Below are 17,276 nucleotides of genomic sequence, written 5' to 3' on the forward strand. Positions count from 1 at the left end.
CATTCAAACTTCGTATCTTTACAAAACCAAATTTTCAGCCAACGCAAATGAAATTTCAAGTTTCCTCAGAATATAGTCCAAAAGGAGATCAGCCACAAGCCATACAAAAACTGGCGCAAGGTGTAGTCGACGGAGAAAAATATCAAACTTTATTAGGAGTTACCGGTTCCGGAAAAACGTTTACCGTTGCCAATGTTATTCAGGAAGTGCAAAGACCCACTTTGGTTTTGGCTCATAACAAAACTTTAGCAGCGCAATTGTATTCGGAGTTCAAACAGTTTTTTCCAAATAACGCTGTTGAGTATTTCGTTTCTTATTACGACTATTATCAGCCTGAAGCTTTTATGCCTGTGACTGGAGTTTTCATTGAAAAAGATTTATCTATCAATGAAGAATTAGAGAAAATGCGTTTGAGCACCACTTCTTCCCTACTTTCAGGACGTCGCGACGTTTTGGTTGTCGCTTCTGTTTCTTGTCTTTATGGTATTGGAAACCCTGTCGAATTTCAGAAAAACGTAATTGAAATTAAACGAGATCAGGTTATTTCAAGAACTAAATTATTGCATAGTTTAGTTCAGAGTTTATATGCGAGAACTGAAGCCGATTTTAATCCAGGAACTTTCAGAATTAAAGGAGATACAGTTGAAGTTTATCCAAGTTATGCCGATGATGCGTATCGAATTCACTTTTTTGGAGATGAAATCGAAGAAATAGAAGCATTTGATGCAAAAACTTCTCAGGTTATAGAGAAATTCCAAAGACTGACTATTTACCCAGCCAATATGTTTGTTACTTCTCCAGAGGTTTTACAAGGTGCAATCTGGCAGATTCAACAAGATTTGGTAAAACAAGTAGATTATTTTAAAGAAATAGGAAAACATCTAGAGGCGAAACGTTTAGAAGAAAGAACCAATTTCGATTTAGAAATGATCCGCGAATTAGGATATTGTTCTGGAATTGAAAATTACTCAAGATATCTCGACGGCCGTGAAGCTGGAACGAGACCTTTCTGTTTATTAGATTATTTCCCAAGTGATTATTTAATGGTGGTTGACGAAAGTCACGTGACCGTTTCGCAAGTTCACGCCATGTATGGAGGTGACCGAAGCCGTAAAGAAAACTTGGTAGAATATGGTTTCCGTCTTCCTGCAGCAATGGACAACCGACCTTTGAAATTTGAAGAATTTGAAGCTTTACAGAACCAAGTAATTTATGTTTCTGCAACTCCAGCTGATTATGAATTGCAAAAATCAGATGGTATTTATGTTGAACAGATTATTCGTCCAACAGGATTATTAGATCCAGTAATCGAAGTTCGTCCGAGTTTGAACCAGATTGACGATTTGATTGAAGAAATTCAAGTTCGCTGCGAATTAGACGAAAGAGTTTTAGTTACAACTTTAACTAAAAGAATGGCAGAAGAATTGGCAAAATACCTAACAAAAGTAAGCATCCGATGCCGTTACATACATTCTGAAGTTGATACTTTAGAGCGTATCGAAATCATGCAGGATTTACGAAAAGGTATTTTTGATGTTCTTATTGGGGTTAACTTACTTCGTGAAGGTTTAGATTTACCAGAGGTTTCGCTTGTTGCTATTTTAGATGCTGATAAAGAAGGATTCTTGAGAAATCACCGTTCGTTAACACAAACTATAGGGCGTGCGGCGAGAAACTTAAACGGTAAAGCAATCTTGTATGCTGATAAAATTACGGCGAGTATGCAGCGAACAATTGATGAAACGGAATATAGGAGAACAAAACAGATTAATTTCAACGTTCAAAACAATATAACGCCACAAGCTTTAAACAAAAAAATCGAAAGCGCATTTACCAAAAATCCTTTGGTTGAATATGAGTTAGGTCATCCAATTCCTGTTGCAGCAGAACCTGAAACTGCCTATTTATCTAAAACAGAATTGGAAAAAATGATTCGCGAAAAACGTAAATCGATGGAAAAAGCTGCTAAAGAATTGGATTTCTTACAAGCAGCAAAACTTCGTGACGAAATTAAAAAATTACAGGAACAGCTCGCTTAATTATGCTGTTCCTGAAAAACTTCCAGTAATACAATCGGACTAATTACAGTATTTGGTGCTTTTTTCATCATTTCCAAAACACGTTTTACCGCCGAAAGATTTAATCCCATTTTTAAAGCAATTTCCTGAATGGCATTATGTTCTTTTTCGTGTAAAACTCCGTCAATATGCATCAATAAAGCAAGTCTATAAAACTGATTTATACGTTGCAATTCTGATTTTATTGGAATTGCTTTCGTTTCTTGATGAAATAAATCTTGAAATTCTTCTTCGCTAATGTTCAATTCTAAAGCTACAAGTTTTAAAAAATCAAGCTCACGTTTATGCAAATGTCCGTCAACAGTGGCGAACATAATCATTTCTAAAAGTAAACTTCTTTTTTCTGCTTCTGTATTCATCAATTTCTTATTTTTAGCTAAAATATTGCTTTTAAATAAAAATACAAAACACGAATAATGAAGAGGATTTTCTTGGCATTTTTACTTCTATTTACATTTATAGGGAAAGCACAAAGTACGGCTTCAAAAAATGTCTCTACTTTTTCAATTGAAGCTCCTCAACTCCATACTTCAAAAAAAATCTGGATTTATCTTCCTGAAAATTATTCAAAAGATCTAAAGAAAAAATACAGCGTCATTTATATGCACGACGCTCAAAATCTGTTTGATGCTAAAACTTCTTATTCTGGTGAATGGAATGTAGACGAAAAACTTGACAGCTTAAAAGCTCCCGTAATTGTTGTGGGAATCGAACATGGAAATGAAAAACGAATCGATGAACTTACTCCTTTCAAAAACGAAAAATACGGCGGAGGAAATGCCGATAATTATTTAGATTTCATTGTAAAAACGTTAAAACCGTATATTGATAAAAATTATAGAACCAAAACAAAAGCTAAAAACACGATTCTTTTTGGAAGTTCGCTTGGCGGATTGGTTTCCTATTATGGCGCTTTAAAATATCCTGATATTTTTGGTAAAGCGGGCGTTTTTTCACCATCGTTTTGGTTTTCTCCTGAGATTTATACTTTCACAGAAAAACAACCTAAAATCAAAACTAAAATCTATTTTCTGTGTGGCGATAAAGAAAGTGATGACATGGTAAACGATTTAACTAAAATGAAGCGTTTATTAGATACGAAACGCTGTTATTGCCTTCATCTCGATAAAACTAAAATTATAAAAGGTGGTGAACATAATGAAAAATTGTGGCGCGATCATTTTGCAGAAGCAATACTTTGGCTTGGTTACTAATTAAAAAATAAAAAATACTTCTATAAAAATGAAATTAATTTTACGAGAATACCATCTCAAACTAAAACACACTTTCACTATTTCTAGAGAATCTATTGATATACAGCCTTCTTTGATCGTAGAATTACAAAGTGATGGTTTTTCAGGTTTTGGAGAAGCCACTTCAAATCCGTATTACCATATTACAGTTCCAATGATGATTAGTGATTTAGAAAAAATCAGAAGCATTATTGAAAATACCGAAAATGAAACTCCAGAAGAATTTTGGTCCAAAATGCATCCATATTTAAAAGACGATATGTTTGCTTTGTGCGCTTTAGATTTGGCATATAATGATTTGTATGCACGTAAAAAAGGCAAAAAATTATACGAATTATGGAATTACAAAACCGATCATAATCCACTGACAGATTATACTATCGGAATTGATTCTATCGAAAAAATGGTTTTTAAAATGAAAGAACTGCCTTGGCCAATTTATAAAATTAAATTAGGAACAAAGGAAGATATTGCTATTGTAAAAGAACTGAGAAAACACACAAACGCCATTTTTAGAATTGATGCCAATTGCGGATGGACGGTTGATGAAACGATAAATAATGCGGTTGAATTAAAAAAATTGGGCGTTGAATTTCTAGAACAGCCTATGAAAGCTGACAATTGGGAAGGACACAAAGAAGTCTTCAAACATTCTGTACTTCCTGTAATTGCTGACGAAAGCTGTATTATTGAAGAAGATGTCGCGAAATGTTTCAACCATTTTCATGGCGTAAATGTAAAATTGGTAAAATGCGGCGGACTAACTCCAGGAAAACGCATGATTGAAGAAGCCAAAAAATTAGGCTTAAGAACTATGGTGGGCTGTATGACCGAATCTACTGTTGGAATTTCTGCTATTGCGCATTTACTTCCTCAATTGGATTATGTCGATATGGACGGCGCTTTACTCTTGTCTGAAGATATTGCAACAGGCGTAACAATTGAAGACGGTATTATCAATTACTCAAATCTTAACGGAACTGGAGTAACATTGCTATAAAATGATAGTCGAAAAATTTCCAGATCGAATCATTGAAATTGACCAAAAACAGTATTTGTACTTTGGTGGAACTGCCTATTTAGGACTTCCAACAAATGCAACATTTCAAGATTTAGTAGTTCAGAACATTTTAAAATGGGGAACAACCTATGGAAGTTCCAGAACTGCGAACATCAAATTAAGCGCTTATAATGCAGGCGAAAAATTTCTAGCAAAACACATTGGTTCTGAAGATACTGTTACGGTTTCTTCTGGAATGCTGGCGGGAAAATTGGTTTTGGAAAAATTGAAAAAACAAACTGATACTTTTTTTCATTTAAACGAAATTCATTCGGCTATCCAGATAGAAAATAGTCTTCCAGTTTTTATAAATGAAAAATTGAATGATCGTTTATTAGATTCAAAACCTGAAAAAATAGTTATTTTAACTGATGGAGTTCCTTCATTTCAAACTAACCCTGTTGATTTGTCTTTCTTAAAAGAAATTTCAAATCAAAAAGAAATTACTTTGGTTATTGATGAATCTCATTCATTAGGGATTGTGGGAGAAAATGGTTCTGGAATTTATGCTACAATTCCATTTCCAATTAAAAGAAAAATCTTGGTTTCATCTCTAGGAAAAGCTTTCGGATTAACGGGCGGTGTTATTGCTTCGAATTCTAAATTTATTAACGAAATAAAAGAAATTGAAACTTTTACGAGTGCAGCCGGAATGAATCCTGCTTTTGTACAAACACTTTCAGATGCTTCAGAAATTTATAAAATACAACACCAAAAACTGCTTGATAATTTAATTTATATCGATTCGATTTTAGTTCGAAATGAAAATATTAAGTTTGACAATAGTTATCCTTTAATTTATTTACTGTCTAAAGAATTAGTCGATAACTTAAAAAACGAAGATATAATTATTGCCAGTTTTAAATACACCAAAGAAGCTGAACCACTGAATCGCATTGTTATAACAGCAAATCATACAAAAGAAGATTTAGATAAACTAGTCGGAGTTTTAAATGATTTTAATTCTCGATTTTAATCATTTTAAAAACTACCTTTGTAAAAAATAAAACAATGACGAATAACGATATACTTAAAAAACTTCGCGTGGCTTTGATGCTCCGTGATGACCAAATCGTTGAGATTTTAGAATTAGTAGATTTTAGAATTACAAAGTCAGAACTTGGCGCTTTTTTTAGAGCCGAAGATCATCCAAATTATATGGAATGCGGCGATCAAGTTTTGAGAAACTTCCTAAACGGACTGGTAATTCATTTGAGAGGAACTAAAGAAAATCCTAAAAATCCAACCGACGTTTTAGCAAAACATAAAGCTGAAATTCCGAAGAAAGAAACTTCTAAAGAAAGACCAGAATTTAAAGCTGCTCCAAAAGATTCTGAAAAATATAGAGGTGATCAAAGTTCATCAAAGTCAGGTTCAGCATCTGGAAAACCTAAAAAGAAAGCATTCCCAAAAGGAAATGGAAAACCAGTTGTGGTAGAAAAAGTAGTTTTCAAAAACGGCAATAAGAAAAAATCGTAATTGAGGATTTAACCGCAAAGAACGCAAGATTCTTACTTAAAAGACTAAATATAAACGCAAAGTTCGCAAAGTTATGTAGATAAAGCTTTGCGAACTTTGCGTTTGTATTCTCAATCCTAAGTAAAAAATCTTTGCGTGCTTTGCAGTTAAAAATCTATATCTTATTCTCCTCTATTTTATCAAAAAAAGCTTCTTTAAAAGTTGCACCAATCGGTAATTCTTTTTCTTTTATAAAGACAGAAAAATTATCTGTCGATTCGATATGCTTTAGAGAAACAACATACGATTTATGAATCTGAATAAACTCATTTTCTGGAAGAGATTCAATTACATTTTTCAAAGATGAATGCGTTATAATCTGCTGTTTTGAAGTATGAATACAAACATAATTCTGGAGACTTTCTACATATAAAATATCCGTCAAAAATACTTTCTGAAATTTATTTTTTCCATCTGTTTTAACGAAAAGAAAATCTGGCAAATTGCTCTGATTTGAAATTTCTATTTTAGGCTCTGAATTCAATTTTGAAACTGCCTGATAGAAACGTTCAAACGAGATTGGTTTTAATAAATAATCAACCGCATTTAACTCAAAACCTTCTAAAGCAAAATCTGGATAAGCCGTTGTAAAAATGACTTTTATATCTTTAGAAATGATTTTAGAAATCTGTAAACCTGTTAATTGAGGCATTTGAATATCTAGAAAAATAACATCTACAGATTGTGAGTTTAGAAATTCTAATGCTTTTAATGCATCATTAAAAACACCGACTTTTTCTAGAAAATTTACTTTCCCGATGTAATTTTCTAAAATTCGAGTTGCAGGCGGTTCATCGTCAACAATTATGCATTTAAAAGCCATAAATTATTTCTTTAGTGGTATTTTTAAGTAAGTTTTAAAGGTATTATTTTCTTCTGTTTTTTCAAGTTGAAATTGATTTTTGTATGTGTATTCGAGCCTTTTTGTTAGATTCTCAAAACCAATTCCGGTTGACGAATAATTTTCGCCTCCAACATTATAATTAAAAGTTGATATTTCTAAAAATGGTTCTTTTACTTTAATTGAAATAACAGCTTTTTCTTCCTCATTGTTAAATTTTCCATGCTTAAAAACATTCTCTATAAAATGAATTAATACTGAAGAAAGAATTTTTTCGTTTGTATAATTTCCTTCAACAGAAAAATCAAGATAAAGCTGATCTTCGAATCGTTTTTTCTGTAAATGAATATAGTTTTGAATAAATTGAATTTCTTTTGAAAGTATTACTTCATCTTTGTCGGTTTCTGTAATTACGTATCGAAGCAAATCAGAGAGAACCAGAACATCTGCAGCCATTTCATCATCTTTTAAGATTAATTGACTGTAAAAAGAATTCAATGTATTAAACAAAAAATGTGGACTAACCTGAGCTTTTAGTATTTGAAATTCGGCTTTTTTATTCTCCAAAAGCAACTCCTGATTTTGATGTTGCGTAGTATGAAACTGCCAAAACAAAAAAGTTAATGCACTTAAAATTACAGCCGGCAATCCGTAGAAAAAATTATCTTTTATGTAATAGGTTATTTCTCTTGCTTCATCATAATAGTTGTGTATTCCAGTAATATTATACATAACAACTTCTTCCAAAAAATAACGAACAGCCGTAAAAAGTAATAATGAAACTGGAATTGTTAGAATATAAAACAATAATTTTTTTTTGTTTAAAAACCAATTACAAAAGAAATAAAAATTGAGAATGTAGATAATAAAAACTGCCAATAAATAAGCTGGAGTAATCCCTAAATAAATAGCTTTTACGACTATTTTTATATCTCTATTATTTAGCCCAATATCCCAGAAAATATAGGTTAGAAATAATAAAACGAAAAAGATAATATGATAGTAAAAGGGAATTTTTGATTTCATAATTTTTGATAATTAATCCAAAAATACAATTAAGCCTTAAATAGAAAATTATATTTATTTAAAACATACTTTTTTTGGGATGAACTATCAAAAATGTTACACGAACATTTTGAAATAGAAATTTAAGCAGTTAGTCAAATGAAATCCTTCGTTCATCAAAAACAAAAAATAGAGGTTAAAAGACAGCATAGATTTGTCATGAATTTAAAAACAAACCGTCATGCAAAAAATCATTTTATTACTCGCAATTATTACATTAAACTTAACTTCTGCTCAAACTAAGAAAAAGCAGATTCTATTGGTTGGAACTTTTCATTACGCCAATCCAGGTCTTGACGTTGCTCAACTAAATAATTTCAACATTATGTCTGAGAACAGCCAAAAGGAACTCGAAATAATGAGTGAAAAAATCAAAAAATTTGGTCCTGATAAAATATTTGTGGAATGGGAATTTAAAAAACAAGCCGACTTAGACAAGTTTTATAATAAAAATACCGACAGTCTTTTTAAAACTAATAAAAGCGAAATAACACAACTGGCACTTCGCACTGCGAAGAAACTGAATCATAAAAAATTATACGGAATGAATCTTTATACATCTTTCCCATATGACAGTTTAATGATGGCAATGGAAAAATCAAACCAGAAGGACTTAATGGAGAAGAATAAAGCGATAACTGCAAGTTTCGAAAAAAAACATAACGAAAAAATTAGAAAAAGCTCCTTACAAGAAATGATGCTGTATTACAATACAAAACAATCCGAAAATGAAAATATTCAATGGTATTTGGAAGTAGCCAACAGAGCTGGAAATCCAGATGATTTTACCGGACCGTCTTTAGTTTCAAATTGGTACAAAAGAAACTTATATATGTATTCTTTAATTCAGAAATTAACGGAAAATACAGATAATAAAATAATGATTTTAGTCGGCGCAGGTCATGCAGCATTGATTAGAGAATTTATAACACACGATCCAGAATTTGAACTTGTAGAACTATCTACAGTTTTGAAATAAACTTGATGATTTAACCGCAAAGAGCGCAAAGAATTACGCAAAGTTCGCAAAGTTTTTTTTTTAGCCACGAATTCACGAATTTTATTTTTTTACAATCTTTGAAAATAATTCGTGAATTAGTGGCTATTTTCAACATACAGCTTTGCTAACTTTACGTTTGTATTCATAATCCTTGACAAAAAACCTTGCGAACTTTGCGGTTAAATTGACTACAAAAAAAATCCCTTCATACATGAAGGGATTTCTATATAAATTGATTTCTTATTTTAATTAAGAAAGTGCAGCTTTAACTTGGTCAGCAGCTTCTTGGAATTGAACTGCAGATAAGATTGGCATACCAGAGTTGTCAATTAATTCTTTTGCAATTTCAGCATTTGTTCCTTGCAAACGAACGATAATTGGCACTTTAATAGCGTCACCCATGTTTTTGTAAGCATCAACAACACCTTGAGCAACACGGTCACAACGAACAATACCTCCAAAGATGTTAATTAAGATAGCTTTTACGTTTGGATCTTTCAAGATAATTCTGAAAGCAGTTTCAACACGTTTTGCATCAGCAGTTCCTCCTACGTCAAGGAAGTTAGCAGGCTCAAAACCAGCGTATTTAATTAAATCCATAGTTGCCATAGCAAGACCAGCTCCGTTTACCATACATCCTACAGTACCGTCAAGGTCAACATAGTTAAGACCAACTTCTTTAGCTTCAACTTCAATTGGATTCTCCTCACGGATATCTCTCATTTCAGCATATTTAGCTTGTCTGTATAAAGCGTTATCGTCGATATTTACTTTAGCATCAACCGCTAAGATTTTGTTATCAGAAGTTTTTAAAACTGGGTTGATTTCAAACATAGAAGCATCAGAACCAATATAAGCATTGTAAAGTGCGTCGATGAATTTCACCATTTCTTTGAAAGCGTTTCCAGAAAGTCCTAAGTTAAAAGCAATTCTTCTAGCCTGAAAACCTTGTAAACCTACAGAAGGATCGATTTCTTCAGTAAAGATTAAGTGTGGAGTGTGCTCAGCAACTTCTTCGATATCCATTCCACCTTCAGTAGAATACATAATCATGTTGCGTCCTGTACCTCTATTCAATAAAACAGAAACATAAAATTCAGAAGTTTCGCTTTCTCCAGGATAGTAAACATCTTCAGCTACTAATACTTTGTTAACTTTTTTACCTTCAGGCGGAGTCTGAGGAGTAATTAACTGCATTCCGATGATTTGTTCTGCTAACTCTTCAACTTGTTGTAAGTTTTTTGCCAGCTTAACTCCACCACCTTTTCCACGACCACCTGCGTGAATTTGTGCTTTAATTACATGCCATCCTGTTCCAGTTTCGGCAGTTAATTGTTTTGCAGCGGCCACAGCTTCAACTGCATTATTAGCCACGATTCCGCGTTGTACGCGTACTCCGTAACTCGCTAAAATTTCTTTTCCTTGATATTCGTGTATGTTCATAATATAGAATTTGTCTGGTTCTGAATTTATTTCAGAATAAAAGTGCGACAAAAGTAACAAAATACAACTGAAAAGTAAAATCTTTTTTAAATTAATAACTACTCTTTAATTGATAATTCATCTATTTAAATGGAAAGAAAAAAAATCATTAAACAATTGTATCTAAAAAGTTAACACAAAACCGCTAAAACGTTTGAGATTTAACAAAAACTTCACTGATATCAATACCTAAGCGACGATTTTTCTTAATATATTTTAATCGCAATTATGATTTTAATAATTCGCAATGCTTTAATCAAGAATATTATCATTTAAGAACCCTTTTTCTAATATTCCAGTAAAAATGAAAGCAAATATATAATTTCACTACATTATGTTTAACGAAATCTTTATTTTTGTAGAAAAAATATCAAGAATGAAAGTTAAAGAACAAGGGCTTTATTTGCCTGAATTTGAACACGACAATTGTGGTGCGGGATTTATTTGTAATTTGAATGGTATTAAGTCAAATGATATTATTCACAAAGCATTAGACATCTTAATTAAATTGGAACATCGTGGTGCCGTTAGTTCTGATGGAAGAACGGGAGATGGTGCCGGAATTTTATTCGACATCCCTCATGATTTTTTTAAGAAAGTTTGTGACTTTGAAATCCCAGAAGCGCGTGAGTATGCAGTAGGAATGGTTTTTTTACCAAAAAGCAAAAACCAGGTTTCTTTTTGTATTAATGCATTTGAGGCAACTATTAAAGACCAGAACTTAAAAGTTTTAGGTTGGAGAGATGTACCTGTTGACGTTGAAAATTTAGGGCAAATCGCCGCAGAAAAAGAACCAACAGTTAAACAAGTTTTCGTTTCTAAAAACGGACAAGATTTAACTGAACAAGAATTTAATGCAAAACTTTTTGCAGCTAGAAAAATTGCTGAACATGCCGTAAGAGGATCTAAAACCTCTGAAAGCCACATGTTTTATTTTACTAGTTTATCGACAACTACTATAATATATAAAGGTTTATTGATGCCAGAAGACATCAGCCGTTATTATATAGATTTGAAAGATCCAGACTTGGTGACTCGTTTAGCGCTTGTACACCAACGTTTCTCTACTAATACATTCCCATCTTGGGATTTAGCTCAACCGTTTAGATACATGTGTCATAATGGTGAGATCAATACACTTCGTGGAAACGTAAGCCGTATGCGTGCTCGTGAAGAGCTTATGCAAAGCAAAGTTTTTGGCGATGATATTAAAAAATTATTCCCAATTATCTTAGAAGGAAAATCAGATTCTGCTTCTATGGATATGGTGGTTGAACTTTTATTAATGACTGGTCGTTCTCTTCCAGAGGCAATGATGATGGTTGTTCCTGAAGCTTGGGAAAAACACCAAACAATGTCTCCAGAAAAAAGAGCTTTCTATGAGTACAACGCTTGTATCATGGAACCTTGGGATGGTCCAGCTTCTATTCCGTTTACAGATGGTAACGTAATTGGAGCTTTACTAGACAGAAATGGTTTGCGTCCATCTCGTTATACTTTAACTCATAGCGGATTCGTAATTATGTCATCTGAAATTGGTGTATTAGACATCGATCCAGAAGATGTAATTCAGCACGGACGTTTAGAGCCAGGAAAAATGTTCTTGGTTGACATGAACGAAGGCCGTATCATCGAAGACGAAGAAGTTAAGAAAGCGATAGTTACAAAACGTCCGTATCAAGAATGGATTGATGCTAACTTATTGCCATTATCTAAAGTTCCGTACACAAACAACCCTACTCCTGTTGAAAAATTAGATTTCGTAACAAGACAAAAATTATTTGGCTATACAATTGAAGATTTAAAAACGATCATCAACCCAATGGGTAGTGACGGAGCTGAAGCAATCAGTTCTATGGGTAACGATACACCTTTGGCAGTTCTTTCAGATCAGCCACAGTTGTTGTACAATTACTTCAAACAATTATTTGCTCAGGTTACCAACCCGCCGTTAGATGGTATTCGTGAAGAAATTATTACCGACATCAGTTTAGCAATTGGTGGAGATTTCAATATTTTCGAAATTGAATCGAAACAATGTAAAAAATTGAAAATCCAAAATCCAGTTATTTCTAACGAGGATTTGGATAAAATCAGAAATATCGATCACGCAGATTTCAAATCGGCAACTATTTCTACTTTATATAAAATAGAAAAAGGAGTTAACGGTTTAGAGCGCGCTCTTGAAAAATGTGTTCAGGCTACTTTTAAAGCAGTTGAAGAAGGATGCAACATCATCATCTTGTCTGATAGAGGTGTAAGCGAAGAATTTGCTCCAATTCCAATGTTATTGGCTTGTTCTTACATTCACCACTCTTTGAACATTTTACAGGTTCGTTCTAAATTTGGAATCATCATTGAATCTGCAGAACCAAGAGAACCTCATCATTTTGCTTTATTGTTCGGATACGGTGCAAGTGCAATCAATCCTTACATGGTAAACGAAATCATTCACGATCAAGTTGAAAAAGGTTTCATTACAAAAGTAAAAGCAGATTACGCAGTTGTAAACTACAACAAAGCGATCGCAAAAGGAATCGTGAAAATCATGAACAAAATTGGTATCTCTACTTTACATTCATACAGAGCTGCTCAAATTTTCGAGATTTTAGGTTTAAACAAAACATTTACATCTAAATACTTCCCTTACACGCCGTCAAGAATTGAAGGTATTGGTTTAATGGAAGTTGAAAAAGAAGTTAAAAAACGTTTCCAAAAAGCTTTCCCAAATTCAAAAGTAGCAAGTTTGCTTTCTCTTGAAATTGGAGGTATTTACAGATGGAGACGTGGTGGTGAAAAACACATGTTTAACCCAACCACTATTTCTAAATTACAACAAGCGGTTCGTTTAAACAGCCCAGAAAGTTATAAAGAATACTCAAATGCCGTTAACGAGCAAAGCTCAAACTTAATGACTATTAGAGGTTTATTTGAATTCAACAACCTAGATCCAATTTCTATTGACGAAGTAGAACCTTGGACAGAAATTGTAAAGAAATTCAAAACGGGTGCAATGTCTTACGGATCTATCTCTAGAGAAGCACACGAGAATTTAGCGATTGCAATGAATAGAATTGGCGGAAAAAGTAATTCCGGAGAAGGTGGAGAAGATCCAAAACGTTTCCAGAAAGAAATTAACGGAGATTCTAGAAACAGTGCAATCAAACAAGTTGCTTCGGGACGTTTTGGTGTTTCGATCAACTATTTGACAAACGCTAAAGAAATCCAAATCAAAATGGCTCAGGGAGCAAAACCTGGTGAAGGTGGACAGTTACCTGGAGAAAAAGTAGTGCCTTGGATTGCTGAAACTAGAAACTCTACACCTTATGTAGGTTTGATTTCGCCTCCTCCTCACCACGATATTTACTCAATTGAGGATTTATCTCAGTTGATTTACGATTTGAAAAACGCAAACCGTGAAGCTCGTATTAACGTAAAATTAGTTTCTGAAGTTGGAGTTGGAACCATCGCTGCCGGTGTTGCCAAAGCAAAAGCTGACGTTATCTTAATTTCTGGTTATGACGGAGGAACTGGTGCTGCACCGTTAACATCTTTACAGCACACAGGTATTCCATGGGAACTTGGTTTAGCCGAAGCACAGCAGACTTTAATCTTAAACGATTTAAGAAGCCGTGTAGTTTTAGAGTGCGACGGACAGTTGAAAACAGGTCGTGACGTTGCTATTGCAGCTTTATTAGGAGCTGAAGAATTCGGTTTCGCAACTGCGCCGCTTGTAGCTTCTGGATGTATCATGATGAGAGCTTGTCACTTAAATACTTGTCCAGTTGGTATTGCAACTCAGGATCCAGAATTGAGAAAGAATTTCAAAGGAACTCCAGAGCACGTAATCAACTTCATGTATTTTATTGCTGAAGAGTTAAGAGAAATCATGGCTCAATTAGGTTTCAGAACTTTAAAAGAAATGGTAGGTCAGTCACAAAAATTAAATGTGAACAAAGCCATCAAACATTATAAAGCAAATGGTTTAGACTTGTCATCAATTCTATACAAACCGGAAAAAGCGAAAACAGAGCCAAATCATAATACAACTACTCAAGATCACCAACTTGAAAATGTATTGGATTTTGACATCATCAAAGAAGCGATTCCGTCTATTTATAGAAAAGAGAAAACAAGAGTAACCTTTAAAATTAAAAATACAGACCGTTCTGTAGGTGCAATTTTGAGTAATGAAATCTCAAAAATCTACGGCGCACAAGGATTACCTGATGACACTATTTTAGTTGATTTTGAAGGTTCTGCCGGACAAAGTTTTGGTGCTTTTGCAACAAACGGATTGTCATTTAAAATTCACGGAAACTGTAATGATTATTTAGGAAAAGGTCTTTCTGGAGGAAAATTAATTGTAAAAGTACCTCCTACAGCGACTTTCAAACCTGAAGATAATATCATTATTGGAAACGTTGCCCTTTACGGAGCTATTACCGGAGAGGCTTATATTAATGGAATGGCCGGAGAGCGTTTCTGTGTGAGAAATTCTGGAGCAACAGCAGTTGTTGAAGGAATTGGAGATCATGGTTGCGAGTACATGACCGGTGGTACAGTAGTAGTTTTAGGAAAAACAGGAAGAAACTTCGCAGCTGGTATGAGCGGTGGTGTAGCTTATGTTTACGATCCAAATAAGAAATTCGACTCAACAGTTTGTAACATGGAAATGGTTGCATTCGATCCGTTGGAAGAAGAGGACGTTACTAAACTAAGAAAATTGATCAAAAATCATTCATTGTACACAAGCAGTCCATTAGCAAAAAGAATTTTAGCAGACTGGGAAAACCAACAACAGCACTTCGTAAAAGTAATGCCAACTGATTACAAAAAAGCATTACAAAGAATTGCAGAAGAGAAAAAAATAGAAGAATTAATAGCTGATTAAAAGGTTCTGAGTTACAAAGGTGCAGAGGTACAAAGGTTGAGCTTCTCAACTCACTTCTCACATTTCACATCTCACAACTAAATTTAATAAAAATGTCATGGGTAAAATAGGCGGATTTAAAGAATATAACAGAGCCGATGAAAGTAATTTAGCAGTAGCAGAACGTGTTTCTAACTACAACGAATTTACTATTCCGGTACCAAAAGATAAATTAAAAGAACAAGGATCAAGATGTATGGACTGTGGAATTCCTTTTTGCCACAGTGGTTGTCCGTTAGGAAATTTAATTCCTGACTTCAACGACATGGTGCATCAGGAAGAATGGCAAAGCGCATTAGAGATTTTACAATCTACTAATAACTTCCCAGAATTTACAGGACGCTTATGCCCTGCTCCATGTGAGAAATCATGTGTATTAGGAATCATCAAAGATCCAGTTTCTATCGAAAACATCGAAAAAAGCATTGTAGAAAGAGGTTTTGCTGAAGGATGGATCAAACCACAAGCGCCAAAAACAAGAACTGGAAAAACAGTTGCTGTTATTGGTTCAGGACCTGCAGGTCTTGCAGCTGCTCAACAATTAAACAGAGCGGGTCACACCGTTACTGTTTTTGAAAGAGACAATGCAATTGGAGGTTTATTACGTTACGGAATTCCAAATTTCAAATTAGAAAAAGGAATCATCGATCGTCGTGTAGCAATTCTTGAAGCAGAAGGAATCACTTTCAAAACTAACGTAAATGTTGGTGTTAACTTCAGTGTAGAAGAATTAAACCAATTTGATTCTATCGTTTTATGCGGAGGAGCAACAGAAAGAAGAAGCTTGCCAACTAAAGGAATCGAAAGCAAAGGCGTTGTTCAAGCAATGGATTTCTTGACTCAACAAACTAAAGTTTTATACGGAGAATCAATTCCAGATCAGGTTAAAGCAACTGGTAAAGATGTAATCGTTATTGGTGGTGGAGATACGGGTTCTGACTGTATTGGAACTTCAAACAGACACGGAGCTAAATCAGTAACTAACTTTGAGATTTTACCAAAACCTCCAGTTGGAAGAAGCGAATCAACTCCTTGGCCTTTCTGGCCGTTGCAGCTTAAAACATCTTCTTCTCACGAAGAAGGTTGTGACAGAAACTGGTTGATCAACACAAAAGAATTTATTTCTAACGACAAAGGCGAATTAACTGGATTAAAAACGGTTGAAGTTCAATGGAAAATGACTCCAGGTCAGCGTCCTGAATTAATTGAAAAAGAAGGTTCTGAGAAAATCTGGCCTTGCGATTTAGCTTTATTAGCTCTTGGATTTACAGGTCCAGAGAAAACATTAAGCGAGCAATTAGGAATCGAAACTGATATGAGAAGCAACTATAAAGCACATAACTATCAGACAAACGTTCCTCACATTTTCACAGCAGGTGATATGAGAAGAGGACAATCATTAATCGTGTGGGCTATTTCAGAAGGTCGCGAAGCAGCAAGAGAAGTAGATTTGTTCCTTATGGGATCTACAAACTTGCCTACTAAAGGAAAAGGAGATCTTCCTAGCCTATAAAAACCGAATAAAAATACAACACATACTACTAACAAACCCTTGAATTAATAATTCAGGGGTTTTGTTTTTGCTATAATTTTTTTTCGCCACGAATTCACGAATTACTTTAATTCATATATGATGTTAAAAACTATTCTTTCCTTTAAATTTCACGAATTTCTATTTTTTTAATTTCTCTTAATTCGTGAAATTCATGACAAAACAATTTCAACAGCATTTTAGAATTAGTCAAATTCGTGAATTCGTGGCGGAAAAATTTTCTCATTTTAAAGCATCACAATAGGCATCTTAATAAACATGGTTACCGCTTTCGGCTATATCTCTCCGTTCCACTTCGAGGATACCGCCTCAATCGGGGCTAAATTCAAACATTTGGCTTCTTTTAAAAATTGGTATAAAAACCCATTTAATTAGTGAATCAGTAGTAAAAAATAATTTCAGCAATCATTTAAGAATGAGTTAAATTCGTGAATTCGTGACAAAAAAACTTAGTATCTTAGCATCTCAGTCCCGAAGCTTCGGGATAGCATCTT

General features: G+C 33.9%; 12 protein-coding genes. 8 read left to right on the plus strand and 4 right to left on the minus strand.

What is annotated here, in order from left to right; genetic code table 11:
- The first annotated feature begins 47 nt into the window (after positions 1-47).
- Complete coding sequence (gene uvrB / locus V6624_RS03770) at positions 48-2,039, plus strand: excinuclease ABC subunit UvrB (protein ID WP_111287658.1); 1,992 nt, start codon at positions 48-50, stop codon at positions 2,037-2,039.
- Here the strand turns inward: uvrB and V6624_RS03775 are convergent.
- Complete coding sequence (locus tag V6624_RS03775) at positions 2,036-2,437, minus strand: excinuclease ABC subunit B (protein ID WP_111287660.1); 402 nt, start codon at positions 2,435-2,437, stop codon at positions 2,036-2,038. The genes uvrB and V6624_RS03775 overlap by 4 nt on opposite strands.
- A 57-nt stretch (positions 2,438-2,494) precedes the next feature.
- Here V6624_RS03775 and V6624_RS03780 point away from each other — a divergent pair, with 57 nt between their 5' ends.
- Genes V6624_RS03780 through V6624_RS03795 form a run of 4 tightly spaced genes read left to right on the plus strand, consistent with a single transcriptional unit; the run spans position 2,495 to position 5,870 of the window.
- Positions 2,495-3,292: an alpha/beta hydrolase gene (locus tag V6624_RS03780; RefSeq protein WP_111287662.1), complete on the plus strand. Its 798-nt coding sequence runs from the start codon at positions 2,495-2,497 to the stop codon at positions 3,290-3,292.
- 28 nt (positions 3,293-3,320) lie between these two features.
- Positions 3,321-4,331, plus strand: a complete 1,011-nt coding sequence (locus V6624_RS03785) for a dipeptide epimerase (RefSeq protein WP_111287664.1) — start codon at positions 3,321-3,323, stop codon at positions 4,329-4,331.
- A 1-nt stretch (position 4,332) separates the two neighbouring features.
- Complete coding sequence (locus V6624_RS03790; protein ID WP_111287666.1) at positions 4,333-5,367, plus strand: aminotransferase class I/II-fold pyridoxal phosphate-dependent enzyme; 1,035 nt, start codon at positions 4,333-4,335, stop codon at positions 5,365-5,367.
- Positions 5,368-5,402: 35 nt separating this feature from the next.
- Positions 5,403-5,870: a DUF1456 family protein gene (locus tag V6624_RS03795; RefSeq protein WP_111287668.1), complete on the plus strand. Its 468-nt coding sequence runs from the start codon at positions 5,403-5,405 to the stop codon at positions 5,868-5,870.
- Positions 5,871-6,024: 154 nt separating this feature from the next.
- On the opposite strand, the gene V6624_RS03800 is transcribed toward V6624_RS03795, so the two are convergent.
- Both V6624_RS03800 and V6624_RS03805 read right to left on the minus strand, forming a co-directional pair.
- Positions 6,025-6,732: a LytR/AlgR family response regulator transcription factor gene (locus tag V6624_RS03800; protein ID WP_111287670.1), complete on the minus strand. Its 708-nt coding sequence runs from the start codon at positions 6,730-6,732 to the stop codon at positions 6,025-6,027.
- 3 nt (positions 6,733-6,735) lie between these two features.
- Positions 6,736-7,776, minus strand: a complete 1,041-nt coding sequence (locus V6624_RS03805) for a sensor histidine kinase (RefSeq protein ID WP_111287672.1) — start codon at positions 7,774-7,776, stop codon at positions 6,736-6,738.
- 220 nt (positions 7,777-7,996) lie between these two features.
- On the opposite strand from V6624_RS03805, the gene V6624_RS03810 reads away from it, so the two are divergent.
- Entirely contained in the window at positions 7,997-8,794 is a 798-nt protein-coding gene (locus V6624_RS03810) for a DUF5694 domain-containing protein (protein ID WP_111287674.1), read from the plus strand.
- A 270-nt stretch (positions 8,795-9,064) separates the two neighbouring features.
- Here the strand turns inward: V6624_RS03810 and sucC are convergent, their stop codons facing one another.
- Complete coding sequence (gene sucC / locus V6624_RS03815; protein ID WP_111287952.1) at positions 9,065-10,258, minus strand: ADP-forming succinate--CoA ligase subunit beta; 1,194 nt, start codon at positions 10,256-10,258, stop codon at positions 9,065-9,067.
- A gap of 415 nt (positions 10,259-10,673) precedes the next feature.
- On the opposite strand from sucC, the gene gltB reads away from it, so the two are divergent.
- Entirely contained in the window at positions 10,674-15,191 is a 4,518-nt protein-coding gene (gene gltB, locus V6624_RS03820; RefSeq protein WP_338840896.1) for a glutamate synthase large subunit, read from the plus strand.
- 97 nt (positions 15,192-15,288) lie between these two features.
- Positions 15,289-16,743, plus strand: a complete 1,455-nt coding sequence (locus tag V6624_RS03825; RefSeq protein ID WP_012024227.1) for a glutamate synthase subunit beta — start codon at positions 15,289-15,291, stop codon at positions 16,741-16,743.
- Positions 16,744-17,276 lie beyond the last annotated feature (533 nt).

It is taken from the genome of Flavobacterium ginsenosidimutans (assembly GCF_037478105.1).
In the GTDB taxonomy this organism is placed as follows: Bacteria; Bacteroidota; Bacteroidia; order Flavobacteriales; family Flavobacteriaceae; genus Flavobacterium; species Flavobacterium ginsenosidimutans.